This is a genomic window from Peptostreptococcus canis (assembly GCF_014229965.1).
GTDB classification, from domain to species: Bacteria; Bacillota; Clostridia; order Peptostreptococcales; family Peptostreptococcaceae; genus Peptostreptococcus; species Peptostreptococcus canis.
This window is the reverse complement of the sequence record NZ_JABGBW010000001.1, coordinates 174933-201716: the sequence shown is the minus strand read 5'-3', so window position 1 is coordinate 201716 and position 26784 is coordinate 174933. Positions and strand designations below refer to the sequence as shown.

26 protein-coding genes and 2 pseudogenes are annotated in these 26784 nt (G+C 32.6%); 4 read left to right on the top strand and 24 right to left on the bottom strand.

Annotated features, from left to right (window positions below; genetic code table 11):
* Positions 1-87: 87 nt before the first annotated feature.
* Positions 88-312, top strand: a complete 225-nt coding sequence (locus HLB29_RS01030) for a helix-turn-helix domain-containing protein (protein WP_185623301.1) — start codon at positions 88-90, stop codon at positions 310-312.
* Positions 313-383: 71 nt separating this feature from the next.
* Here the strand turns inward: HLB29_RS01030 and HLB29_RS01025 are convergent, their stop codons facing one another.
* From HLB29_RS01025 to HLB29_RS00940, 18 genes and pseudogenes are all read right to left on the bottom strand, one after another.
* Positions 384-929 carry a hypothetical protein gene (locus tag HLB29_RS01025; protein WP_185623300.1) on the bottom strand — a complete coding sequence of 182 codons (546 nt, stop codon included), beginning with the start codon at positions 927-929 and terminating at the stop codon, positions 384-386.
* Between the two features lie 136 nt (positions 930-1065).
* On the bottom strand, positions 1066-1410 hold the full coding sequence (locus tag HLB29_RS09650; protein ID WP_243155059.1) for a CPBP family intramembrane glutamic endopeptidase: 345 nt from the start codon (positions 1408-1410) through the stop codon (positions 1066-1068).
* Positions 1411-2076: 666 nt separating this feature from the next.
* A complete protein-coding gene (locus HLB29_RS01015) occupies positions 2077-2817 on the bottom strand; it encodes a DNA alkylation repair protein (RefSeq protein ID WP_185623299.1) in 741 nt (246 codons plus the stop codon).
* 450 nt (positions 2818-3267) lie between these two features.
* Complete coding sequence (locus tag HLB29_RS01010; protein WP_185623298.1) at positions 3268-3705, bottom strand: hypothetical protein; 438 nt, start codon at positions 3703-3705, stop codon at positions 3268-3270.
* Entirely contained in the window at positions 3695-3958 is a 264-nt protein-coding gene (locus HLB29_RS01005; protein ID WP_185623297.1) for a hypothetical protein, read from the bottom strand. The genes HLB29_RS01010 and HLB29_RS01005 overlap by 11 nt, the downstream gene beginning before the upstream one ends.
* Before the next feature lie 53 nt (positions 3959-4011).
* Positions 4012-5103, bottom strand: coding sequence for a sensor histidine kinase (locus tag HLB29_RS01000; RefSeq protein WP_185623296.1), 1092 nt, complete (start codon positions 5101-5103; stop codon positions 4012-4014).
* Complete coding sequence (locus HLB29_RS00995; protein ID WP_185623295.1) at positions 5088-5759, bottom strand: response regulator transcription factor; 672 nt, start codon at positions 5757-5759, stop codon at positions 5088-5090. Before HLB29_RS00995 ends, HLB29_RS01000 begins: the two co-directional genes overlap by 16 nt.
* A 24-nt stretch (positions 5760-5783) precedes the next feature.
* The gene (locus tag HLB29_RS00990) at positions 5784-6509 is read right to left on the bottom strand and encodes a hypothetical protein (protein ID WP_185623294.1); all 726 of its coding nucleotides are present in this window, start codon (positions 6507-6509) and stop codon (positions 5784-5786) included.
* Position 6510: 1 nt separating this feature from the next.
* Positions 6511-7299: a hypothetical protein gene (locus tag HLB29_RS00985; RefSeq protein WP_185623293.1), complete on the bottom strand. Its 789-nt coding sequence runs from the start codon at positions 7297-7299 to the stop codon at positions 6511-6513.
* A complete protein-coding gene (locus HLB29_RS00980) occupies positions 7296-8012 on the bottom strand; it encodes an ABC transporter ATP-binding protein (RefSeq protein ID WP_185623292.1) in 717 nt (238 codons plus the stop codon). Before HLB29_RS00980 ends, HLB29_RS00985 begins: the two co-directional genes overlap by 4 nt.
* Before the next feature lie 318 nt (positions 8013-8330).
* Positions 8331-9089, bottom strand: coding sequence for an alpha/beta fold hydrolase (locus HLB29_RS00975; protein ID WP_185623291.1), 759 nt, complete (start codon positions 9087-9089; stop codon positions 8331-8333).
* 443 nt (positions 9090-9532) lie between these two features.
* Entirely contained in the window at positions 9533-9778 is a 246-nt protein-coding gene (locus HLB29_RS00970) for a hypothetical protein (protein ID WP_185623290.1), read from the bottom strand.
* A 4-nt stretch (positions 9779-9782) separates the two neighbouring features.
* Positions 9783-12092 (bottom strand): hypothetical protein, encoded by a 2310-nt coding sequence (locus HLB29_RS00965; protein ID WP_185623289.1) that lies wholly within the window; start codon positions 12090-12092, stop codon positions 9783-9785.
* Between the two features lie 24 nt (positions 12093-12116).
* Positions 12117-15071, bottom strand: a complete 2955-nt coding sequence (locus HLB29_RS00960; RefSeq protein ID WP_185623288.1) for a type III restriction-modification system endonuclease — start codon at positions 15069-15071, stop codon at positions 12117-12119.
* A 1-nt stretch (position 15072) separates the two neighbouring features.
* Positions 15073-16947, bottom strand: coding sequence for a site-specific DNA-methyltransferase (locus HLB29_RS00955; RefSeq protein WP_185623287.1), 1875 nt, complete (start codon positions 16945-16947; stop codon positions 15073-15075).
* A 10-nt stretch (positions 16948-16957) separates the two neighbouring features.
* A complete protein-coding gene (locus HLB29_RS00950) occupies positions 16958-17842 on the bottom strand; it encodes an ORF6N domain-containing protein (RefSeq protein ID WP_185623286.1) in 885 nt (294 codons plus the stop codon).
* Between the two features lie 3 nt (positions 17843-17845).
* Entirely contained in the window at positions 17846-18049 is a 204-nt protein-coding gene (locus tag HLB29_RS00945; RefSeq protein WP_185623285.1) for a helix-turn-helix domain-containing protein, read from the bottom strand.
* A gap of 189 nt (positions 18050-18238) precedes the next feature.
* Positions 18239-18415, bottom strand: a pseudogene (locus tag HLB29_RS00940) (MobC domain-containing protein); the annotation flags it as partial.
* 111 nt (positions 18416-18526) lie between these two features.
* Here HLB29_RS00940 and HLB29_RS00935 point away from each other — a divergent pair.
* The 3 genes from HLB29_RS00935 to istB all read left to right on the top strand — a co-directional run bounded on the left by HLB29_RS00935 (position 18527) and on the right by istB (position 20741).
* On the top strand, positions 18527-18943 hold the full coding sequence (locus HLB29_RS00935) for a helix-turn-helix domain-containing protein (RefSeq protein WP_185623283.1): 417 nt from the start codon (positions 18527-18529) through the stop codon (positions 18941-18943).
* 71 nt (positions 18944-19014) lie between these two features.
* Complete coding sequence (locus tag HLB29_RS00930) at positions 19015-19998, top strand: transposase (protein WP_185623282.1); 984 nt, start codon at positions 19015-19017, stop codon at positions 19996-19998.
* Positions 19995-20741 (top strand): IS21-like element helper ATPase IstB, encoded by a 747-nt coding sequence (gene istB, locus HLB29_RS00925; RefSeq protein ID WP_185623281.1) that lies wholly within the window; start codon positions 19995-19997, stop codon positions 20739-20741. Before HLB29_RS00930 ends, istB begins: the two co-directional genes overlap by 4 nt.
* A 93-nt stretch (positions 20742-20834) precedes the next feature.
* On the opposite strand, the pseudogene HLB29_RS09865 reads toward istB, so the two are convergent.
* The 6 genes and pseudogenes from HLB29_RS09865 to HLB29_RS00895 all read right to left on the bottom strand — a co-directional run.
* A pseudogene (locus tag HLB29_RS09865) lies at positions 20835-21026 on the bottom strand (ISL3 family transposase); the annotation flags it as partial.
* Positions 21027-21169: 143 nt separating this feature from the next.
* Positions 21170-21664: a GNAT family N-acetyltransferase gene (locus HLB29_RS00915; protein ID WP_185623279.1), complete on the bottom strand. Its 495-nt coding sequence runs from the start codon at positions 21662-21664 to the stop codon at positions 21170-21172.
* 393 nt (positions 21665-22057) lie between these two features.
* The gene (locus tag HLB29_RS00910; RefSeq protein ID WP_185623278.1) at positions 22058-23008 is read right to left on the bottom strand and encodes a DUF3644 domain-containing protein; all 951 of its coding nucleotides are present in this window, start codon (positions 23006-23008) and stop codon (positions 22058-22060) included.
* 19 nt (positions 23009-23027) lie between these two features.
* Complete coding sequence (locus HLB29_RS00905; protein ID WP_185623277.1) at positions 23028-24494, bottom strand: restriction endonuclease subunit S; 1467 nt, start codon at positions 24492-24494, stop codon at positions 23028-23030.
* On the bottom strand, positions 24488-26512 hold the full coding sequence (locus HLB29_RS00900; RefSeq protein WP_185623276.1) for an N-6 DNA methylase: 2025 nt from the start codon (positions 26510-26512) through the stop codon (positions 24488-24490). The genes HLB29_RS00905 and HLB29_RS00900 overlap by 7 nt, the downstream gene beginning before the upstream one ends.
* Entirely contained in the window at positions 26513-26737 is a 225-nt protein-coding gene (locus HLB29_RS00895) for a helix-turn-helix domain-containing protein (RefSeq protein WP_185623275.1), read from the bottom strand.
* Positions 26738-26784: the final 47 nt, after the last annotated feature.

Here is a 26784-nt window from a genome sequence, read left to right as displayed (position 1 = left end):
AATCATATATGATATTGTCCTAAGTAATCGCAAATGAAATTGTCTTAAATATGATTATGATATAAACTATCTCATGGGAGGTAGTTTATGAGAAAGGTTAAACTTACAATTAATGAACAAAATAAATACGAAGCTATAAAAAAAATAGTCGAAAAAGGTGGGAACAAAAATCGTGTAGCTAAAGCCTTAGGTGTAAGTAGGAGAACAATAGATCGCATAATCATCAGATACAAAAAGTGTCCCTCCTTCGATATTGGATATGCCATGGTTTGTCCCCCGATACATCAGGGCAATATTATATGCAAAAAATAGTGTAAGTAGTCCTTTAGGAGAACCACCCACACTATTTGATATTGAATCGGCGATGTTTACCGCTTATATTCCTAAATCATATTAATGAAAACTATGATCTTTCTAGCCTTTTTATCATACGAAACCAAAGACACATAATTTTCCGTATTTTTATCCTTATGAGTTTCTACTAAATACGTACTTGAAGAATTTAAGAAGTCAGTCGAATCGAAAACATCTTTTATTTTTTTGTCAATCAGATTGATGTCCTCGTATTCTTTTACATAAGTTTTTATCTTTTGCTCACTTAGATTCACTTTTCTAAAGACCTTCATGCCCTCTCCAGAGACATTTTTAGGATTAGCCTCTTTTTTAAAAGGTTCATTTAAATCATTTTTAAGTTTGTACTCAATAATCATCGAACCATCGCCAGGGAATCCTTTTGTATCATTATAGAGAAATTTATATTCAGATACATCTGATTCACTTGCATTTACGTTTAAATTGCTTAATTGACCAATGGCAAAGGCTCTCTCTTTATCCATTTGACTGTTGTCAAAAATCTTGTAAATCGCAAAACACAGAGCTATTACCACTAGTACCAATACTACTGCAAAGTTTTTGTTTTTTGTTTTCATAAATTTCCTTTCTAAATTAATTCTCTTGTCAACCGAAATATATTAATTATTAAATGCTAAATATTCTATAACCTCAAAGTCATGTGCTTTTTCTATACAATACTATATTTATATTTCACAATTTATATAAAGTTAATCAATGCAATAAAAACCTGCATATTCCAACAACCGTAATGCCGTTTACAACGATATTACATATGAAATGTGCTGTCATCGGAACATATACGTTTTTTGTTTTAATATATGAAATACTTAATGGCAAAGCCCATATCATACATAGTAATATCCCCCACATAGTCAATGCATGTTCCAAAGCGTATAAGAACATACTAAATAAAGTTGTTAAAATCAGGATTTCCTTATTTGCAAAAGAAGTAAGATTTTTTCTATAAAAAGCCTCTTCAACGATTGGAGGAAGTATTATTGTAGCTCCTATAAATAAAATTAGTTCAAACCAATTGTCAACTTTCAGAGAAATCATTCCGGTATTGAGATTAGGAAATACATGTTCTAAAAGAGTTGTAATGATGAAAGCAAAACAAAAAAAACAATATCGTCAATATTACTTGTTTCCAGAAAGTTTGCCCTCCTTTTATAGAATCCAGCCATTCTTTTAGCGAAAAATCTTTTCTCCGATAAAAATATATTAATAAAAAGCTGTAAAACAAAAAGTTAATGTATATATGATATGCTGTGTTCAGCAACAAGCAGCATAATATAAATAAACATTCCAGAGTAATTGGTAAAATATTTGTTCTTATATATTTATCTTTCATAACTCTTCACTCCACTTTACTTTTCGTATATATACTTCATTATATCCACAACCGTCAAAATGATGGAAGACTTTCTTAATAACTTACATAAATTCAACAACTCACTTTTGAGTTGACCTTTCAACTTTTTAATATCAAAATAGTATCACTCAAGAGTTTTTTATGTTTCTTAAATCGCTGAAATAAGCTATTTGTAAAGTTCTTGTAACAGAGGTTTAGTTATTGCTGTTATTCCCATTCAAACTACGCTAACTTTACGGCTCAAACCGACATTCAAACCGACATTTTTTTGTCGGTTTATAATATAAAAAATTTTTAAATATATACTTTAAATTAAAATTTAGCATAAAAAGGTAAATCTAACTTCTAAATTAAATTTTTTTTATATTGCGTGAGCCATGTTTTATAATCCATTCACATTCTTTGCTCATAGTTTCTTCTCTCCATTTTTCAATGATTTTATAAAATTTATCCTGATCTTCTTTATATAAATCATTTAAATTATTAGCTACACTTTTTTGAATATACTTATCTTTGTCATCTTTTAAATTTGTTAGTATTTGAAAATATAAATCAAAATATTCTAAAGCAGTATAAAGTTTTTTAGCCCAAGGAAGTCTTATTCTCAAACATTCACTTGAAAGTCTTCTGACTCTTTCATTAACATCCAAACTCCAATCTAATAAAATCTTCAAGGATTCCTCTGGATATCTCTTGATTAGTGGTCTCATGCAATATTCTGAGGTAAATCTTTTTGTAAGTTCTTTACTAAAGTTTACGCTAATTTCAAAGTAATTAACACCATATAGTTCAACATATTTACCAATCGGCCATAACCACCAACCTTCAGAAAATGCACCACTATTTCCCCTAAGCTCAGGACCTAAAATTTTATAGAAAATTAAAATAGTATTTTCATAGTTAAAATTAATTGAATTATAAAGCCCCTTTGCAATAAGTTCTTGTCTTTGATTAAATTCCAAATTTTCAATAGAATTCTTTGTCAGTTCAAAAAAAGTTTTTTTGTTGAAATTTTCAGTATGCTTTATTATTAAATCCGCAAGTTTTTCTAAATATTCTATATCATAGTAATCTTTAAGTTTTTTAGCCATTTTCCCCTCAATTCTTCTAATATAATACTAATTAAGAACATTTTTAAATTTCAAATATTTTCGACCTTTAAATTTCTGCTTTATACTTCTTATATATCTGCTTTATACTCCTTATATATAAAAAATTATATACAATTTTTTTTATATTATAACATAATTTCAAGCTAAAATATAGCGATAACTCTCTTTTGATTAAAAATATTAAAATCAAGTTTCCTAAAATAGCGAATTCTCATAATAAATTTCATTAATTATCCTGTTTTTAAAAGTAAGACCATATTGTTTTGAATAAAAATTAATCGACTTTATTATACAACAGAATTGACATGTTTTTCTATATAAAAATAATAGCGCTGACGGTAATATTATCCTTCTTAGTCTTACAACTTTGAATTTATTTTTATTACCATCGACGCTATATATTATAAAACCTGTTTTTTCTTCTATAATCTACTCCAGATAGCAGTCATAAATCATTTCTCCATTGGGAAAAATGACTTCACAGGCACCACTGCAACTATAAAATCCAACTCCGCAGTCCGATGCCAAATACTCAACTTCCTCACAAATATCGACAGCATTAGTATAAGAAAAGCCTATGTACATCATCTCTCTGCCAATCGAGCAGGAACGGATATACTCACTATCTTTTCCCGCACTCTCTTCTTCCGCTAAAGTCTTACCTTCTGCTGTCAACACATCTTCGTCTCCCATAATATAAGTCTTACGTAATTCTTTATAGAATTTTTGCAACGCCGGCGAAGCAACGGAAATATCACTATATCCATGATTTTCGCTCCATTCCGTTTGCTTATCATACCAAGCTAAAAATTCCTCCTTGGTTTTGGGTGCTTTCGATGCTTCAAATATAAATAGATCATAACTCATTTGGGGTCCATCCTTCCTTCTCATCTTTCATCCGCTTCCTATCATTTTTAAGAGCCGACCGGATAACAATATACTTTGATAGCGAGTTGCCGGAAATAATCTCTTGAGTGGAGTCTCCTCCTTCGCCAGCTTTTGCCAAAAAATCGCTTTCTAATTTAGGGATGCCAAATACCTCCTTGGCTTTTTCATATGCACCGATATATTTTATCGTTTCATTATAGACAGCATACACTTTATCCACTGTTATCATCACGGAATCATGATTCCAAGATTTTTCTAATTTGAATTTAAATATCTTAATCTTAATTATTTAAATGTAGCTGCCGTAGTCATCTTTAACTTCAAATCAACCTTGGCGCCATTGTTTTGATTGGAGATTTCCAGTTCTCCCTCATGCAGTTCCGCTACCCGCTTGGCAAAGGCTAAGCCGATACCAAAATGCGATTGATTGAAGTTTCTTTCTTTGTTATCTCGGTAAAAAAGCTTTACCCCCTGCTCGATCAACTCATTTGAAAAGCAACTACCCTCATTCCAAATTGAAAACACCAACATATCATCCATGTTTTTCACCGTAATCTTAATCTCCGGCTCTTTCGCCTTGGTATATTCTTTGGCATTACTCAGCAGATTGACAATTGCCCGTAACAAATAATTCAAATTTAAACAAATGCTACTGCCTGCTTTTGTCTCATCTACAAGCTCAAACTTCGCCTCATTTTTCAAAAAGAAAGTTGCCTCATGCCGAATTATATCAATCACTTCCTCCACCGGTAGGGATTTCCAAGCTGATTTATCCTCATAAAAAGTATTCGAGTAATTTATCAATGCATTAAAATAATCCTTCAGCTTGGTACATGCCACCATAATATATTCCAGGCACTGTTCCTGTTCTGCGTCCGGTTTTGAATATAAAAGTAAATCAGCATTGCCCTGTATTACCGTCAAAGGCGTTTTCAAATCATGAGATGCTGCCGACACTTTAAAAATCAGCTCTTCTTTCTGCTTTTTTTCATCGATAATCATATCTTGAATCCGCTTTTGCATTTCTGCAATTCTGGTGTTGGTATGTGCAAACTCATGCAAATAAAAGCTATTGTCTTTTGGTTGCGGCTCCAACCACATGCTGTTGTGATACACCATATCCATCTCTTTCTTGATTAGACGGAGCATCTTTTTACTATGATAGCCTATAATCCAAATTAAGGCCAGGCAAAGATAAATCCAGGAAAAGATATTGAAAAATACCGCTGCTATCCTTTCCCCAACCTCACCAAAAGACTCTACGGATACAAACATCATTGGCATAATATACAGAATTAAAATCGCTAATATAAAGTCCCTGATGATTCTAAATCCGGTTCTACGTACCAATCCATCAAAGCTTAGTCTGCTTTCCATCGATATCCCCCTCCCCACATCGTTTCAATCGGGTTAATTTCATAAGGCTGTAATTTACTTCTAATTTGATAAATAAACTCTGATATCGAGCGAAATTGCGTATTCGAGCTTTGTGGATATATTCTATCATAAATTTCCTCAATCGAGAATATTTTATTCGGATTCATCGCCAGCAATTGCAGAATTAAGAACTCTTTCTTGGTAAACGCAATCTTATGATTCCCGGCAAAGGCAGCCTGCAAATCCGGGTTAATCACAAGCTCTCCACTTCGCAGTAGCGATTCCTTGTTTTTATGTCGCTCTTCCCTTCTTAAATGCATTTTCACCCGGGCAAGCAATTCCTTAACGGTAAAAGGCTTGGTAATATAATCATCCGCCCCGGCATTAATGCCCTCAATCATATTCTCTTCCCTATCTTTGGCAGTTATGAAAATAATTGGCACATGAATCTCTTCTCTAATATGCCTACAGATATCCAGTCCGCTTAACGGCATCATAATATCCAAAAGAATCAAGTCAAAGCTTGAAAAATCGCATAAATTGATTTCCTCAACACTTCTTCGAGTCACCACTTCATATTCGGATAAATTTAAGATATTCTGAATCAGTCTTAAAATACCGGGATCATCATCAATCGCTAAAATTCGATACGCCATGCTATCACTTCCTATTCTCTACCTTTATCGAACGGTTCTTCTTCTTAGTATAAAAAATGCTGTCACCAATAGCAATATACACCAGAGTTGCTGAAAAGAAAGCCCCGCCACCACCTCCGGATACACTGACTTAGCCCTTGTTGAAAATGCATTCATCACCGACAGTACCGGGAAATATCGAAATCCATGGTAAAACTGCAATAACACTTGACCTAAACCTAAAATAAAAGATAAAACCGCTGCCAAAGCCACCACCATTGAACCGCCTATCATCACCAAAGCCGCTTGGATAAAGCTAAGCTGAATGGTAGAAAGATAGACTGAAATCAATAATGTAAACATTTTTAACAATTCTTCTTGATTCATATTATACCGAAAATTAAAAGAAATCACAATTATGGAAAAAATGGTAAACACCGCTAAAAGTATAATTTCCCACATAAGCAGACTAAGTAGCTTAGTCAGCAGAAACTTACCCCTATTTGGCAGGCATAAAAGGCTCGTTCTAAGGGTTGCATGACTCAGCTCCTGCCCGAAGTATAGAGCGGTGATAACCACAAACCCTACTTGTCCCAAATAAAAACTTTGCAGTATTTGATTTGCCAGAAAATCGAAACTGATTTTTTCCGGAGCCGTGTTTAGTACGATTGTCATTGTCGGAATAAACAAACCAAGGCCAAGTATTGTCAGGATAATCCAGCGATTGTAAATAAATTTCAGTTGCTCACTTATGAAATATGTTTTCTTCATCTTAATACTCCCCACCTAAGTCACTGCGATAAAAACGTACATATGCCAAGCTTCCGATTACTGCAATCCAAATTATTAAAAGCCCGATGTTTTGCAGTGGATTTGTGTTTATTATTTTTTCGGATGTGGCAATTAAGCGATTGCCGATTGCCACCGGTAAAAAGCTTGCCCACGTAAAGCGTTTCGCTAAAAAATCACCTACATTGTAAATTTGCGGAATCAAAAACAGTAAGGCTATGATAGGTGTCCTGAAGAGAAAACCAAGCATAAATGCCACCATCGTTAGTCCGGTCCAGGCACATACCCCAAGGACAATGTATTTTCTGACCAATGGTGTTAATACAAAAGGATTCAACCCCGCCTTTCCCAAGGCAAAATGTGTCACCAGAATAGTCAAAGCTATTGCCAAAGCAGCAATAATAGCAGATGCAACCGCCAATACAATGGTTTTTGCACTAAATACATAGCCTTTTTTATTAACGGAAAGCAAAGTTGTTCTCATAGAATGCGATTGATATTCACCGGCACCATAAATCGATCCCAGAACTACCATTGGCATTATTCCAATCAGAATAGATTCAAAGCCCAAATATTCCAGAGGCGGTAAGGTTTCAAGTAGCGCCTGATTAGTTTCGGGCGTTGCATTTAAGCCAATTGCCAGGATTTGTTTTGCTCCGATATAGGCAAGCACCGCTTGCAAAAAGACCGCCAAACCAACCACAATCTTGGTTGCCTTTAAATAATACAGTTTCAAGAACTCGCTATGTAAACATTTCAAAAACCGTTTCATTGATTTTCCCCTCCTCCCGTTAAGCGAAAGAAAACTTCCTCCAGTGTAGTTGCCTCATCCATTACGGCTGAGAGATTTCCTCTATAAATAATGCTACCTTGATGAATGATTACCACATCATCAGTCACTGCTTCCACTTCAGCCAAAATGTGCGAAGATAAGAGTATAGTTTTCCCTTCGTTTGCCTGTGCCTTGATAAATTCCCTAAACCAGCGAATACCACTTGGGTCCAGTCCATTGGTCGGTTCGTCCAAAATCAAAAACTGCGGATTACCCAGAAGAGCGGTGGCTATCCCCAATCTTTGCCCTTCGCCTAGAGATAAATTGCCGATTAGGGCTTCTTTTTTATGCGTCATGTCGGTGATGCTTAAAACTTCTTCGATTCTGGAGTGCCTTATTCCATTGCTGACCGCTACAATTTTCAGATGACGATACACTGTCCGATCTTTTGGTGCACCAACACCGTCAAACGATGCTCCGACTTCAACTAATGGCTTTTTTAAATCGGTATAATTTTTCCCTCCGATTTTAGCTGTGCCGCTACTGGCTTTATCCAGTCCCAGTAATATCCGAAGTGTCGAACTCTTCCCCGCTCCATTTGGCCCCAGAAAAGCCGTTATCCGCCCCGGCTTTGCCTCAAAGCTGATATCCTTTAGAATCTGATTACTCCCAAAGTTTTTATGCAGATTCTTGATTTTAATTCTCTGTTCCATAATTTTTCCTCCTTATCTTTGTTTGGTTTCTCTTTACTGACCAAGTTGGGAGTATTATACTTTTTAAATTTCAGAAAAAAATCAGATTCAAAATCCTTTTTAATTTTATACACAAAAAAAACTCTCTACAGGTTATACAAATGCTGTTGTAGAAGGCAATAATTAATATGATTAAATCGATAAAGAAGACAGCTTTCGACTTTAGGAGCTTTATAAATTTAAGGTTAAGTGTTAAGAGTTAGTATTATGAAAATAAATATCCACCGGCATATCCGGTGGATATTTATTTTGTAATCAATTATTGAGGTAAACCGGAGTTTATAAACATCTTTTTATAACTTTTGCAAAATCTTCGGGATTTTCCCAAGCCATTGAGTGTCCCGCATTTGGAACAACTTCAATTATTACACCATGTTCTTGTAATTTCTCAAAATCCGCATCAGGTAATGATTTTTCTCCAAAAATAAAATATTTTGGAAAATTAAATTGATACAAAATATTTCTCCATGATATTTCTCCCCCGCTTACTGCATTAACTGACATTTCAAATGCAGCTTTTGGTAACCAATTTCTTAAAGCAGCCACCCACATTGTATTGCCTGATTCCTCATACTCTGCAATCTTTTTTTCAAATGACTTATCAAAGTCATTTTCGTTAATATTAGCAATTTCAAAACTTGCTGATCCATAACTGCTTGGATCCAAATTAGATTCACTAAGTATAAGGGTTTTAATACGGTTACTTAACAAATCACATAATTCTATTGCTATAGCTCCGCCTAAACTATGTCCAAAAATAATTATTTCTTCTAAATTAAGATCTTCAATGAACTCTTTTAAGTATTTAACATGTAAATCCACTGTATATTTAAAAGACAGTGGTTTATCACTGTAGCCTGCACCCAATAAATCAATTAGTATTATTCGATGGTTAACCCCAAGAAAAGAAGCTACTTCAACATAATCAAAAGACCCTGCACATCCTAATCCATGAATAAATATAATAGGTGTCAATTCACCATAGAAATCATTATACCTAATTTTGTAATTTGTCCCCCTAATCTTGTATTCTCGCATTTTCTCCCTCTAATTTCTATTTTCCAATTATTATTTTCCACAAAAGCCTCCCACCAAAACGATGGAAGGCTTTAAACAATTCACCCAAATTCAACAACTACTTTTTGAACATACTATTTCAACTTTTTAGTATCAAAATAGGTTCACTCAAGAGTTTTTCGCTCCTACAAATCGCTGAAACGCTGTATATTCAACGGTTTATTTACAGTAACATATTTGTTGCCCCTACTCCCACTCTTCTTGTTCTACTATTCATTCTATCCCAAAGCGTCCAAATTGCATACTTTTAATTCTTCGGGTGCTGGGAAAATCATCTAATTTCGGCTCGTTTTCAGATTTTTTTACCCGTTCCAGTACCAGTTCCAGTATTCTTTCATTGATAAACAATATATGAGATTTCTAGTAGGAACTAGCCGTTTATCACACGTCATCACATCCTTATACTAAATTTCATTCTCATTTTCATCACTAAAAAGTGTTTCTATTGTTGTGGAAATACCTGAAATTAAAGTCCGAATAGATTCTCTCTCTTCTTCACTGTACTGATCATCAATATCCGCTTCCTCAATTTCTTTGTCGTTAAATATATGCCTAATCATTTCTATATATTCAAACTCCAACTCTTTTCCATGTTTAGTTATAATTTTTACACAATCATTGTCTTCACTTTTGTAGAATTTCAGTTTCATATTACTATACTCCCTTATATGATCTAAAATTATATTTCTTGACTCGCTTTTTTATTGAGGGTTTACCTCCATCTGTTAATTCTGCAATCCAATCTAGAGTCTTTTTCCCTTTTACCCCTGACTCTAAAATCGCAGAATTGATATATAATCTCTCTCCGTCATTCTCACATATTATGACATTTTGTGCATCTCCCAACATTGGTATTGTGGCATTATGTGAAACTAAAATTACTTGTTTATCTTCTTTGATATTTTTAATCATTTCAATCAGATCGCGATTGATATAATTAGTAGCTAAGTTATCTTCAGGTTGGTCAATAATTATTGGAGCAAAATTCTCCTCATATCCCAAAATTAAATCTAAGATAACCGCTGATTTCCACCCAGGGCTTAAACTTTTATAGTCCCGCCCATCCTTTGTAATAATTTGGTATTCTTTTTTATCAGTATTCTCAATATCTTTATATACTTTATTTGCTAAATCAGAATGTGAACTAATCTTCGGTCTTTGCGAAAATTTATTTTTTTCAAATGTTGATGGATTTATTTCGTCAAAGCAGGCTAATCTGTTCTCATTAGTTAGACATTTGTTAATCGAAGCTACAAGTTCATTTTCTGTCAGTTTAAACGAATTTTTTATACTTAAAGTATGCCCCCCTACTTTTATTTCTTTTGTTTCAAAAGCCACATCAAACTTAGACAATTCACTTTTGGCGAAATAAAAATCTTTAAGCGCTTTTATTGAATCGTATATATATTTAAGCAATATATCTCTGTCACTCTTTATTTGCGTATTTTTTCTGTTGTTTTCAATACATTTCTTGTTCACCTGCACCAAAGATTTATTGATTTCATCTACCATTACAGAGTTTATTTTGGAAATTAGAAGCAAGTCATCTAACGCTTGATTTAATGCATTCACTTCATCATCCTTACTACCAATTATGGGATGATTCTTGAAGACCATTTTCATGTTTTCAAGCATGGTCTTATATTCTTCAACTGTTGTAATAGATATAGAGACCCTCTCCTTTTCATCTTCACTTGGTTTTATCTTTTCTATTACATTTTCTTTTATTATCTCATTTGTAATAAGAAAGTTGGGAGTTTTAATATGCGAAAAATCATCTTTAAGTTTTTCAAACTTTCTAGCGCTATCTAATAAAGTGTTAATTAACTCTTTTAGTCTTTTTAAGCTGTTTCTTATACTTTCTAGGGTTTCCTTATCTTCTGGAAAAACTTTATCTATTACTGGTATTTCACCTAAATCACTTCCGCTATCTTTGATTATTGACATAATAAAATTTTGACTAATATAATAAGGACTAACTCCTGTTGGATTTTCTATAACAATATCCTCTACATTAAAGTAATTATATTTCGATTCTTGAAAATCCCTTTTAGTACCTCTAACTAAACTATCAACAAACAATGTTTTCCCACTAGAAGATCCTCCTATTACCACATTTAAACCCGGAGTCATGTTTACATCGATTTCAATCTTTTCATTACAAAGCTCAATTCTCCCAAAAGTCTGTGTCCATTTTTGGGGTGGTTCAGTACTATAGTACAATCTCGACTCTTCGGAAAGAGATAATCTTAAACCGTCAAAGCTCGCTTCAGCTAACATCCATGTAGGTGTAAACTCTTCAGCATTTTTGGCTTTTGTTTTAGGATAAATCTTTGGATTGTAATTATCAGTACAAGTAATAAGATTGACGAACTCATGAATTCCAATTCTTTTGAAATATGCCTTTGTATTTTCAATCCCTGTACTACTTCTAGAAGTAAAGCCATCAAAATGGTTATGATAAATACTTTGCTCCATTGATGTGTCAAATTTAGTTTTCTTTGAAGTTGCTTTATCAAATGTCCTATGTGATTGTCCACCATGTGGCAACAATAAAAAATCGTGAGAGTCAAAAGCATTTATTATCATTTCAATATTTGGTGTATTTTCATCTTCATCAGTTACTACCTTATCTGGATACAGTTTATCTAGCTTTTCATTTATATTATCAATAATTTCTTCAGTAATTTCAGTATTAAAAATAATATGACAATGATAAGGTGGCGCATCAGAATATTTCTTTATATGGAGTTCTACACCTAATACTACTGAAACATCTTCCTTTAATAAATTCATATACGCCAATTTATTAATAGTATTGTGATCTGTAAGCGACAAAAGAATCGGATTATCGCCTGCTATTTTGCGCACATTGCATAATAATTCACTTACATCGTAATCAGAAGCTAAGTCATTAGGATTCTCTGAAGTATGGATGTGAATATCTACATACGTTGCTTTCATAAAGCACTCCTTTCTCATTAATAATTACTTACTTGTCAATCTATTGATCATCGTTATAATATCATCGGATTTCAGTTGTGGTTCAAATGAAACACTAATCCTCTCCTTTTGAAGTTCTTCAAAAAATTTCTTAGCCGATACAATCTTTAATTTTTCGCTCCCCCTTAAAGATGATTCTTTATCAATATCTTTCGTTTCGACAATAAAGTTGATTTCAAACTTATCGTCTCGTTGAATTACATACATAAAGTCAGGACTAGTTGTACCACCAAAATAAAGCGGAACTTGTACACTTCTTCTCGGTATTTTACCAAAAACAACTACCTCGTCAATATTGCTACGTTGCACAGTTTCCTTCTCTTTCGGGCTATCAAACACGACCTTATCATATAAAAAATTCTCAGGTACAAAGAGACTATCATCTCTGATAATTCCCACAGTTCCCTGTACTATTTTTTCTTTTACTTCACCATTTATATCCGTCAAGGCTGTTTCAAGGGATTCCACATCAAGAGCCTTATAAGAAAACCTCTTTAAAAATGCTTCCTCGAACCAAAGCTGAAACTCCAATATAAATTTTGTAAGCGTATTTCGATTAAAAAATGTCTTATCCAAAGTATTTGTTCTGTTATAATCACACAACGCTTTATGCATAATCATAACAGGTAATCCTGTCGCTACCTGTACTTGCTTCAAAAATTCTCCATACGGGATTGACTCATCAAGCACATAATAACCAGATGTTGCTTCTTTTAATAGTATCCCACCATTTTCAACAGAAGTCCTTTTTTCAATTGTCGTAGCTAGGACATCCCCTCGAATACCTTTATTTAAGATCTCTAAAGATGCTTTATATAGTTCTTCATTCGGAATCTTATCTAAGGATAAATAGTACTTTTTATTGATTGTTGTCCAAAGCTCCTTTATCTTAGCAAACTTATCTTTCCTAATATAAACCACTCCCTGATCTTTTTTGTCCTTACTAATAACCTTGTTTTGCTCTAATCCTACGTTAAACTCAGGATATTCGGCAATGAATTTATCTCTATTTTCATAGTTAATATTTCCATCCACATCTATATATTTATTAATTAATAGCTGAGCATAAAGTATATTTTCATCCATTCCTCTATCTGCAGCAACTTTGCCCAGCCTTAGTTTAATGTTATTTTGAGTAAGTTTGCTATCTTGATTAATTTCTCCAATCAAACGGTCAGCAAAATCTTTTTCAGAATAATCAAAGAGATAGGTGAGATAAAATTGTTCATCCGAAATTCTGTTTCCATATTCATCTACCGGTAATCTAAGTCCACGCCCAACTTCCTGCAATTTGCTAATTTCTGAACCGCTTGATCGTAGTTTACATATTTGAAAAACATTAGGATTATCCCAACCTTCTCGAAGCGTCCACTTAGAAAAGATAAATCTTCTGGTATTCCAATTTCCCTTCTCATCCTTAAAGGTGAGTAAACTTTGTTTATCTCTTAAAATCTGATCCACTTCTTTTTGGATATCCTCATCGGAATTTGAATTGTCTTCCGCAAAGTATCCACCATTTGTAGCTCCAATATCTTTCAACGAGCTTTCAATAAAACTGACATACTCCTGGTGAATCAAAGAAGCGGAATTCTTATATTTTTCGATTTCACCTTCCAAGTTTTCCTTTAAAATATTATGAAAACTCGCTCTTAATGCACCGTCCGAGCCATTTTCACCCCTGTAAGAATAAATTGAGTCGATAAAAAACAGCGATAAGGTTTTAATTTTTCTTTCTCTAAAGAAATTTTCCCTTTCCTGTTCTACATGATTTTTCACCGCCTGTTTCATCATCAACTCTTGATAGGTTGTTCCATAAATACCGGCATAAATCAGGTCGCCTTTTTCTAAAATTTGTCCGTTGGAAAGAGTGACACCCCTTTTAATTTCTTCATCATCTGTTTTTCCTATAGATTCAATACTGATTCCTCCAAATTCAGGTTCAACAATTGACAGAACATCACCTAACGACAATGTATAACTCCTGCCCGTCTTTTCATTTCTAAACACACAGGATTTTGGAGTATTCACGATTTCCATCAACTTCACTTTTGTTTCGTTTAAACTCTCCTGTGCAATCATTTGAGTTGCAACCCCCTTGACCAAGTTGTTATTAAAAGCTTCAAGAGAGCCTAAATTGAACACAAGGTTGTTGTAATCCTTCTTTTCAAACTTTGGAAGGTTCGGAAATGTCGCACCGAAGCGAATCACACAAAGCGGATTGATTCTCTCGATAAGTCTTTTATAAGCAGTATTCTCCCTTTTAAACTTATGCGGTTCATCAATGATGACAATAGGTCTTGTAGCCTTTAATGTGTCGTAGGGATTAGAAAATGTCCCGAATAGTGTCTGATCGTATTCGTTATCCATTGTTGCTTTAGATAAAAGCATACCGCTTGACATAAGCAAAACATTGATTCTACCCTTTTCCAGAGCAGTTCCCCTTGCAAAGTCGGAAATCGCTTGAGGAAACATCTTTCTCCCCTTAGTCTTTTTCTGAGCGTTCAGCACAGATAAAGCGATTCTTTTATCTGGATATAAATCTGAAAAATGCGAATTAGCATAATCTGATTCAATAAAAGATTTTGTCCCTTCCTTGATTGGCGTTGTAGGAACTAGGATGATGAACTTATGAAAACCATATTTTTTATTCAGCTCATACATTAGTCTTGTATAGCAATAAGTTTTCCCGGTTCCAGTCTCCATACGAACATCAATTCCAAATTCATTAGAAACGCTAGTTCGCAAGTCTCTTGCAATAATATTTCCTTCAAAACCTTCTTGAATTTGTGCTATGTTATCCTTTAGTTTCGTGTTATTTGCATCAAAAACAGGATTTGAGAAGATATTATCGGTCATATGAAGATAAACACCCTCAAAAACTTTGCTAATTCTCTCCAAACACTGTGTTTGATGAGGTAAAATACTCAACTTAATTGCCATATCAATACCTCTCTATCAATTCTACAGACTTGTTATTTCTCAAGTTCGAAAGATTTTTTTTGAGTTCATGTAACGCATGAAAACTAAGAGAAGGAGCATAGACCACCACTCTTGTAATATCAAGTTCTAAAGTTTCAATCCTCTTGATTAATTCCATGACATCATCCGAATCCAAACCATTATCAATCATGTAAATGCTATTTTTTATCTTATCTGCTTCAAAATTTGAAAGCCTGTATTTTTGTGTATTCACACTCAAACCATATCCATCTAAAGCAAGATAAGTAGATAAAATCGCATCTTTTCCTTTTGACTTTTCCGTATCGAAGATACCAACCATATCATCGAGAAACAGTTTTGGGTTATCATCAAAATAGTCAAGATTGGTAATGACTTCTTCTTCCAAACTTTTTAATGAATAAACCTTAAAGCCATAGTCAATGTCAGCCCCTGCTTCCTCTTGAATCTTCTTAGCAGCTCGTCTAATTCTTTCACGCCCAATTTCATCTATTGTTCGATGTCCTTCCTTATATGCCGGTTTGTCTTCTTTTATAAGTTCCGGAATTTGCACAAGGATATATTTTCGGTTTCCACCATCTTCTGCATTTAAATTCATCACTGCATGGGCTGTAGTTCCGGAGCCGGAAAAGAAGTCTAAAATGATATCCTCTTTATTTGTAGCGTGAAATATTAATTTCTTTATTAGATTTATAGGTTTTACTGTATCAAACGCTTCGCATTCCATTAACTTCTTTAAATCTTTTTTAGCACTCTCTGTTGTTCCCATACTTTTGTCAATAAACCCCCAAAACGGCTCCATAACGGAAGTTCTTTCAAAATATGGTCGCATTTTAATAACTACTTTACCATCTCGAATAAAAAGATTATTACTTTCCTTATATATGGAAACTTGGTCTTGACCAAGTTTCCACTGTTTACCCGAATTCGGAGAAACAGTGGAAACTCCGTCTGTTATATCAAAAACCATAGTTTCCCTTCCTCTAATCCCCTCGGAATTCATTTCTTCTAAAATATGTTCTCTATACTCTCCTTGTTCATCTGTAAAAGGGTATTCTTTCTGTCCTTTTTCAATCAAATTAAACCTATCTTTGCTTTTTCTTTTATAAACAAAAATCTTCTCCGCCTTTGGTTGTAGTTTATTATATGAAGTTTGCGTATTTTGAGATTTTGTTTTTGACTCCCAATATATTTCTCCAACAAAGTTTTCTTCACCATAAATCTCATCGCATATTAGCTTTAAATTTGCCTGTTCATTGTAATCAATAGAGATAAATATTACCCCATCCTCTGAAAGCAATTCTCTTGCCAATATTAATCTCGGATAGATAAAACTCATCCATGCAGAATGAGAACTTTTCCCTTTCAAATTTATAATCCTATCAGCTTCCTCTTCTTCTACACCTATCATTTTCGATAGTTTCTTGGCATCAAAGTAAAAATTGTCTGGATAAACAAATCCATCCGATCCTGTATTATAGGGTGGATCAATGTAAATACACTTGATTTTTCCCGCATAAGATCCTAAAAGATGTTTCAAAGCATCCAGATTATCTCCAATAATATATAAATTCTCACTATCTTTGTTTTCTTCTGCTTCATTATGCTCAGTATGAGGAGCTATAAACGTTTCTGTCCTTGTCGAACTCAAATATCTCGCATAAGACTTCCCCAGAAAGTTCAGTTCGTACCCTTCCTTGTTTAAAGAGATTTCTTCATTCTTCAAAATTTCCTTAAATCTATCCCAATAAAAATTTCCATCTTTATCAAAATACTGTGGAAAAGTATTTTTTAAAACTTCTATTTCTCTACTGTTCGGTTTCGTACTCTCATTATATAAGATATTATCCTTAATCATTAAACTCCTCCTACTTCACTTTATTTATTAAATCCTGAACCATTTTCCCATCTTCAATCTTTGTTATCGCAAAACTCTTCTTGCCTGCATCTTTTATGGATGCTCCTATAAAATATCCTTCTTTATCATCTATGATCAAAAAACGGTCATGAAAATCCATGGTCGTTTTCACGCTCAAACTTGGGTACTGGGCATTAAACTTGTTGATATCTTTTGTCGTTAAGCTGCCTTTTCCTGCTGTTGCTATCAATACATCAACTCCTGAATTCTTCTTGCAGAGTATGTTAAGGGTATTTACATCCACATAATTGTCCATCAAGATCAGTTTTCTCTGTGCTTTTCCAATTAGATCTGCAATAAAACTGAAGGCATCATAGATTTGTCCGTCAAAAAAGATCTTTTGTTTTACCTCTGTATTGCTCGCAATGTAGTTGAATACTTCTTCAAGTTTCTTATCTGTTTCTAACTGTTTTAACTCCACTCTATCCAGCCTCGAAAAAAGTTGTTGATTTGAAAGCAGGAATTTTCTCATCTCCACAAAGCTATTCATAATCCTTATGCTTACTTCTACTGCAATATCACTTTTAAGGACAGCGGAAAGCATAGCAATGCCTTGTTCCGTAAAAGCATATGGATTCGATGATGAATGTTTCATGGTAGTGAACCGGTCGCAATTTGCGACCAGTTCATTCTTTTCTTCTGCACTAAGTCTAAAGCAAAACTCTTCAGGAAATCTAGCTGAGTTTCTTTTGACTTGCTCATTCAACCTTTTGGTTTGAACTTGATATAAGTCAGCTAAGTCCCTATCAATCATTACCTGCTTCCCACGAATGGTGTAGATTAGATTTGTGATGCTTGTTTCATCTATCGGTATCAAAGTATTCTCATCTTTCATGGGCTAATCCTCCACAAATTCCAATATATCACTCGGAGTCAGATTCATTGCTCTACATATTTTTTCTAAGTTTTTCATGGATATATATTCGTCTTTGCCCATATTAGCTAAAGTGTTTGAAGTAATTCCTGTTAGCTTGATTAGGTCGGTTCTTTTCATATTCTTTTCTATTAAATGGATCCACAATTTTTTATAAGAAACACTCATAAGGCACCTCCAAAATTATTTTAATTATACCACATAAAATAGCGAAAACACAATCTGAAATTACTTTCAAAAAATAGGAATGACCCATAAAAATGATCCGCTACCCGATTCACAAAAACTGATTTACCCAAATCAAATTTCATTGTTATACGAAAAAGGAGATGTCTCTTCAACACCTCCTGGTACTCTTTAATCCTCACTGACTTCTTTCGTCCTTTTCAGCAGCAGCGAATGAATATCCCACAACTCCTTCGAAAATTTTTCTATGGATTTCTTCATATCTTCAATGTCATCTCGATAGATAATTCCCGTTTGATTCACTCTTTTTGCAATCTGATTTAGGCTATTCGTAGCATTCGACAACATGTAAATGCTAATCTAAAAGTGGTCCATAAATCGAATAATGATAGCCGAAAAATGGTCCACTTATTTAAAATTAATTCTCCATATGTCATAATTCGTATGGAGGTAAAAGGAGTGATTAATTTAATGGATAAGCATGCAATAATAAGACTTAAACTGGAAGGCGACTCAAATAGAGAAATATCTAAGAAACTGGGGGTTAATCGTAAAACTGTAGCAAAATACTGGAATGAATACGAACAACTTCAAAAAGAACTTGAGAAAGAAAATATAGATGCTGGAATTGTTCAAGAGAAAATAGCACAAAAGCCTAAATATAACAGCACCAATAGAAAGAAAATTAAATATACTAAAGAATTGGACGAATATTTGGATAAAATATTAGAAAGCGAAAAAGAAAAAGATTTGAAACTTAAAAATCATAAACAATCTTTAAGTATTGTTCAAATTCATAAAATGGTAGTTGATAAAGGATTTGATATAAGCTATCAATCAATTGTTGTTTATATAAGAAATAAGAGAAAAAATTAAAAGAATGTTTCATAAAACAAGAATATGATTATGGAGATAGATTAGAATATGATTTTGGAGTTGTTAAACTTATGATAAATGGAGAGCTTAAAGACCTTAGTTTAGCGGTTTTATCATCTCCTTGTTCAAACTTTAGATGGGCATTTCTTTACAAAAACCAAACTTCTGAAGTGTTTTTTGATTCACAAGTAAGATTTTTCGAAATGATTGGAGGTTTGTACAAAGAAGTTGTTTACGATAATATGAAAAATGTAGTTACTAGATTTATTGGAAAAAATGAAAAAGACTTAAATCCAAATCTTTTAGCTTTTGCAAATTACTATGGGTTTAATATCAATGTTACTAATTGTTTTAGTGGGAATGAAAAAGGACATGTTGAAGGTAGTGTTAAGATAATTAGAAAAAGCGTATTTGCTCCTAAGTACGAATTTGATAGCTTCGAACAAGCTGAGGAGTATTTAGAAAAAGAACTTTTAAAAATGAATGAATCATCATTAATTGAAGAAGAAAAGAAAAATCTTTTAAAATTAAAACCAAAATATGATTTAGCAAAGATAACTACACAAAAAGTAGATTCATATTCTTTTGTGCAGGCAGAAAAAAATAAATATTCTGTACCGGACTATCTTGTTGGAAAAACGGTAGTTATTAGAAACTATGCAAGAGAGATAAAAATTTATGTAAATGACAATTTTGTTTGTTCACATAAAAAGAAAGATGGCTCTAATGAAGTTTCTATTGATATTAAACACTACTTAACTTCATTAGAAAGAAAACCGGGAGCAATTAGAAATTCACTTGCATTGAAAAATACTCCGTTTCTAAAAACCATCTTCGATAAATATTTTATCAAAGAACCAAAGAAATTTGTAGAGATAATTAAAAATAATAAAGAAAAAGATACGGACGAGTTAATTGATGCTTTTAATGAATATATTAAATTCGGAGAAGATACAATTCCAAAAGATGTAGTAAAAGAAGTTAATAACATAGAATTAAAGACTCGAATATTAATCTCATCTTACGATGATCTTCTTGTTGGAGGTGTCAAGTGAATATTAAAGAACTTTCAAATGAATTAAAACTATCATATTTAAGAGAATATCATGAAGAACTTTTAGAAGAATCATCTAATCTAGGGTTATCAAATAAAGAATTTTTACTACTCTATCTTGAAAGAGAGCTTGAAAGAAGAAAAAACAATGGTATTTCAAGAAGAATTAGAACTACTAAATTTGTAAACAAGAAATTTTTAGAAGATTTTGATAGAAATAAATATTCTTTAGAATTAAATAAAAAGTTTGAGTACTTAGAGAAACTAAAATTCATAGAAAATAAAGAAAACATCATACTGATAGGTACACCGGGATGTGGAAAAACACATTATGCAACTGCTTTAGGAATTAAAGCTTGTATTGAAGGTAAAAATGTATTGTTTACAACAGTTCCAAATTTAATAATTGAGTTACAAGAATCGATGAGTAAAAACCAACTTACAAATTACAAAAGAAAATTTGAAAAGTATGATTTGGTAATTTTAGATGAACTGGGATATGTCTCATTTGATAAAGCCGGTTGTGAAATACTATTTAATTTACTAGCATCAAGAAATGATAAAGGCTCAATAATATTAACAACTAATTTAACATTCGAAAGATGGGAGGAGGTATTTAAGGATCCTATGCTTACAGGTGCAATAATTGATAGATTAGCCCATAGAGCACATATTATGGATATGTCCAGAGAAATAAGCTATAGGATGGAAGATACGATTAAATGGTCAAAAGAAAATGGATAAAAATTTTTCTCCCCCTAGGGGGAGAAAGAATGAATTGATAATATTACTATTATTTATATTTAAATGGACCGTTTTTCGATTGACATTTGCATGACTATCGTTTTTAACAATATCGTATTTTTCATTTATACATCCACATTTAGGACAATAGTCAGGAGTATATGTAAGTCTACCATTTAAAACTGTATACTCAATTCCTTTAATCCATTTTTTGATATTTCCTAAAATTTCTAAATCTCTATCATTTATTCCCAAAATTTCTGTTATACTAATATTTGAACACATGTCATATCTCCTTGTTTGTTTTTTTTGTGACGATTAAATTATACAACAGATTTGACATGCTGTTCTTTTTTTTTGCAAAAAAATATGCGTTGAGAGAGAAAAAATTTCTCTCATCAACGCTAAATATTATACAACCTAATAACTTAAGTAAAACTATACACATATCTGACTTCTTTCAGCACTTTTCCACCTATGTTGTCCTCAAGATAATCACCAGTACATTTAAATCCGAATTTTTCGTAAAACTTTCTTGCATTATAATTTTCTTCAAGCACCCAAAGGAATATTTCTTTAAAGCCTTGTTTATTGAGTTCACTCATCACTGCTTCTAGCAATTTCTTTCCATATCCTTTTCTAATATAGTTTGGTAGAAAATATATTGAAATTATTTCACCAAAATCAAAATATTGCTCAAATCTTGACTTACAGAAACTTGAAGTCCCTATATATTCTCCATTTTCAACACATACCATTGTGTACCATCCTGAAATATCAAAATTATTAACCCATTGACCTTCAGGAATTGCATCAAGATAACTCTGTGGAATAATTCCTTTGTATGCATATCGCCAGCTTTCTTCATATATTCTACTTATCATTTTTTTGTTATCCGAAGAAATGATATATCTAATTTCCATTTTAATTTCTCCTACAATAGCTAATCAATCACAATTTCACAAAAGCCTCCCACCTAAACGATGGGAGGTTTTAAAGAATTTACCTAAATTCAACAACTCCCTTTTGAACCTACTTTTTCAGCTTTTTAGTATCAAAATAGTATCACTAAGGCAGTTTTCACGCTTTCAAATCGCTAAAACCCAGCGTTTTCACCAGCTCTACAACAGAAACATATTTGTTACTCTACTCCCACTCTTCTTTTTCTACTGTTCACTACATTCAAAACTGTTCAAAATACAGGCTTTTCGTTTATTGTATGCTGGGAAATTCGTTCAGTTTTAGCTTGTTTTTAGATTTTTTTACCCGTCCCAGTACCAGTTCCAGCTCCAGAATCAGATATATCCATAATTAAGCTAAAAATTATTCTTTTGGCAAAAATCTCTAACCACTTCGATCCAATTTTCATACCAATACCATTGTTTAGAAACTCTTACTCCATAATTGTATTTTTTATTTTTAGCATCTTTGGCCTTCCATAATTGAGTATGGTAATGCATACTAAATGTAGAATAACTTTCATCCTTCATCATTTTCACGATATCACCAGGCAAAAATTTTGCTTTTTCAACAGCCTTAACTAACACACGTTCTACATCTTTTGCTTTATCACTATCTGGAGAAATAAATTCTATTGCTTTATCTGCTTGATTAGCTCGATTTACTTGTATTGGAATATATACAATCCTGTAAGAATAGTATAATGATTTCAATTCTTCATCATCCAACTCAGATTCAAATGTTGCAATAAAATTCCTTACATTAGTCGGTATTTCATTTGTTGATTCTTTTCTTAATACCTGTTCCTGTTCAGGTGATATTGGAGCAAATTGAATTGCTAAGCTCAAATTATCTTTTATGCTATGCTTATCCCCAAATATTTTGATTATCTCTCTATTATAGTTTAATGCACATGCTTGTAATTTAGCTCCAATGTATTCATCAATGCTATCCGTTTTCTGATGTTCGATTTCATGTCTTATCCCAATTAAAAACCTGAGATTATTTGCTGTACCTTTATCTAATGGAGAAGCTTGTTCATTTATACACCTTTCTAACTCCCAGTGTTTATATGCACCATTTTTAGTCCTGTCATATCTTTTCCGTTTGCCTCTCATATGAAAATATCTATAGTCTATACTTTCTTTGCTATAATAAGCATGCATAAGATATGTCCAAGAAATAATTGCAGTGATTATAAACATCTCGGACTTAAATTTAATTAAAGGGTTGTTATAAATTTGTACAGCAGATACCATTGCTTCTTTTGATTTATCAAGCAACGCATTAGTTATTGATCTACCCATTTTAAACCCTCCAACTTCATTACAAGCCTAAAACTTCTCTGTTCATTATTTCAATCGCTTTTTGCTCTTGCTTATAAGCATGATATCTTAATTCATTTGCCTTATTGATTAAGCTTAAAATTGAATTATTTATAGTATCCTCTTTAAAAACAGGAATAACCACATCCCCTAATTGTTTATCTGTAATTTCATCTACAACAGAACCGTATATTTGCCTTTTCATTAACTCTTTTCCATATTCAGATGCCAACCATGTAAAAATCAGCCCATGATATGATTTTTTGGACGAAATTCTAATAACATGATCACTAGAAATCCAATTTTGCCAATGTTCTGGTGCAAGCATAACTCTACCAACAGATCCGCTTCTCGTTACTAAAACATCATTTTTTTCTATTGCAATATTTCTAATCAATTTATCTGAATAATGTTTTATAGATAAAAATTTTTTACTACTCGGATCAAGCTGATTTATTTCTTTCCCTCCTAAAAATACTTTTCCGTTTCCTTTTTCCACATAAATCCGTTTGAACCTTCCTGGCAATATTATTTTTTCTGTAAGATCTTCACTATTCAATTTTTTCACAATTGCTTTTTTACTTATATATTTTTCAATAACTTCGATTAAAGGAATATGATAACTTCCCTCTAACCTTCCGTCTAAATCACTTAGTTTAGTTGAAAAAGAGTTAATTTCCTTACTGTATGAAAAAGCTTCTTTCTTTAAATCGTCAATAGGTGGAAGTTCTAATTCTTCTATCATTATTTTGGTAGCTTCATCTATAAGACGATTTGATTCATCTCTATTAGCATACGAATCCATTATTAAATCATGTATCTTCTTCTTAATTAAGGCAGGTGCATTGGGAATCAACATATTTTTTAAGGCATCAGGTTCTATTTCTAAAATTACTGAACCAAATTTTTCAGCGTGGAGCAAATTTTGTGCGACATCAGTTTTTAAATAAGTATACACGAACCCTGGGAATTCGTTCACAACCAATCTAATTGCATGCTCGCTTACTAAAAATTTTGACAATGTTTGACCTACAAAAGTTACATTGCCTATAGTCCCTGAGCGAGATATTAATATTGTTCCTTCAGTTAAAGAAAGAGAATCTACCATAGAATTATCATGAGAAACAAATTTAACAGGATTTGGATATATATCTAACATCTCTGAACTACCAAGAAATCCTATTGATGTGCTATCTATATTGGTCAAATAGTTTCTTTTTGCTCTTGGTCCATAAAAACAATCCTTAAAGCCAATTTCCTTTGTCCCTAAAAGCACCAAATCATATTTACTATTTTCTAAAAGTTGTATCGAATGAGCTCTATCTATATTAAAAGTTGAAGCTTCAAGCCTATTATCTCTTTCTAATACTTCACTTAAAGATACACTTGACCAACTTATATCATCTTTAGGGAAATCAACTATTTCTATAAATTCTTTTTCTAATTTTTTTGTCGCTGAATTTACCATGATATTCCCTCATTTATTTTCCATTTTCTAAAAATATTTGGAATAAGTATTGTTTGATCATCAACAACTTTTTCTCTACTTTCCATTTGAGCGGTTTTAAATCCTGATGATGTTTCATCAAGTTTATATATATTTTGTTTTTCCGGAACCATAATCTCATTTCCATCATTATCTCTCTTGAAAAGTGTATTGCCTCTCTTATCATGTCCAATTTTATCAACTATAGCCATATAGATATTATAATCTGCCATTTGCCCAGTTGTTTCTTCTTTTGAAATTTCTTCTTCAGTTTTCTTTTGTAAAATCAACACGGAAGTTTGAGTACCATTCCTTGGTTGGAATGTATCTTCATGCAAGTCAATACTTGCAATGATTTTAGTATTTTTGATTAACCATTCTCTTATATAACCTGTTCCCGGTGAACCAAGTAAAGCATCAGGGAGTACAATTCCCATTCTTCCACCTGGTTTTAAAAATTGATAGCAACGTTCTATAAATAAAATTTCTGGTGATACTGAAGATTGGTATCTATCAGTAATAGTCCATTTACCAGTTTTCTTATCTTGCTTCCAAATTTTTGCCAAATCAAATTGGCTTAATATGGCATGGTCTTTAATTGGAATCTTACTTCCGAATGGTGGATTTGTAACAATAACATCAAAGTATCCTATACTATCTTTATTGATGAGTGTTTTCTTATCTATCTGCAACGCTGCTGACAATCTTATTTTAAAATCATCTGTCCATTCATGCGGTTGAAGTAAAGAATTATTCTGCAAAATATTACCACTGCCATCATTATTCATTACCATATTCATTTTTGTAGCTTTAACTAAATCAGGATTTATATCAAATCCAAAATAATTGTTCATAGCCATATCTGAGATTTTGTCTTGAAAGGCTTTCTTTTCAAAATCGTTCCATTCAGATTTTAACTTGCCAGTTTCTTTTTCAAATTCTATCTTCAGTTGCTTCATTGCATAGGTCATTGCAGTTACCAAAAACCCACCTGTCCCACAAGAAGAATCCAATACCTTTTCGTCGATAGTTGGATTTATCATTTCTACTACCATCGCCATAACATTTCTTGGTGTAAAAAACTCTCCCCTATCGCCACGCAAATTTGCACCAACAATTTCCTCGTAAGCTTTTCCTTTAATGTCAATTCTTGTATTAAGTAAGCTGTATTTTTGAATTTCACTAACAATATATGATAATGTTCTGGGGTTAAGTTTTATAGTGTCATTAGGATCAAAAATTTTTGCATTCTTTTTTTCTTTTTTTACGCGATCAAATATTTTTTCAATTCTATTTTTAACCGTTAATTGTCCATCTGAATTAGATCGCTCTTCACTCGTTGCGTAAAACTCAAGAGCCTTGGGGATATTTCTTTCATCTTCAATTTTGCAAAAAATAACTTTAAGCAACTCAAAAAATGCTGGCTGTTTCTGCATTCCTTCATTTACATAAATGTGATTGTGGCAAGTCTTAAATGTAAATAAAAGATTGTCATCTGATGCATTCTTAAGTGAAGCTCTCTTCGGACGATTGATATCATCAATATTGCCATCTGCAGATGGTATATCATTGTAATCCATAAACTGAATTACACCTTTATCATCAGTAAATTTTTTAAAGACAAACTTTTCTTTACTATTTGTCCACATCCCCCATTCAGCATTGGGGCAAGCGGACATATATGATTTTAATTGAGCCACGCCATCCTTAGCATTATTAGCTTCTATCTTTTCACTTTTACATTCAATTATTATCTTAATATTTTCTTGTTTTTTATCTGTTTCTTCATCAGGAAAAATTACAATGTCTGCTCTTTTCTTCCCAGAACCTATTTGGACAGTATATTCAACACATATTCTGTCTCTTGAGTATTTATGTTCATTGACAAGTCTTTTCTCAACAGTTTGTCTTACATATTCTTCTGGCGTATCATTTCTAAATTTACCATCAATATAATCACAGATTTTACCATCTGGAATAATTACCACTTTCGTTTCCATTTATCTTCCTCCGATTTTATGTTGAATTTTCATAATATCTCCAACCTCAACATTCAACGCAATGCATATCCTTGCTAATACATCAAGATCTATTCTTTTCACTTTGTTATTTGCATAGGAGTTTAACTGACTTCTTTGTAACTTAGCATTTTCTTCTAGCCAGTTTTTACTCAATTTCTTTTCACTAAGCACATCATTTATTAAAAATTTAATTTCATTACTCACCACTTATACCTCCTATATTTTAAAATATTATACCACATCTAACAACT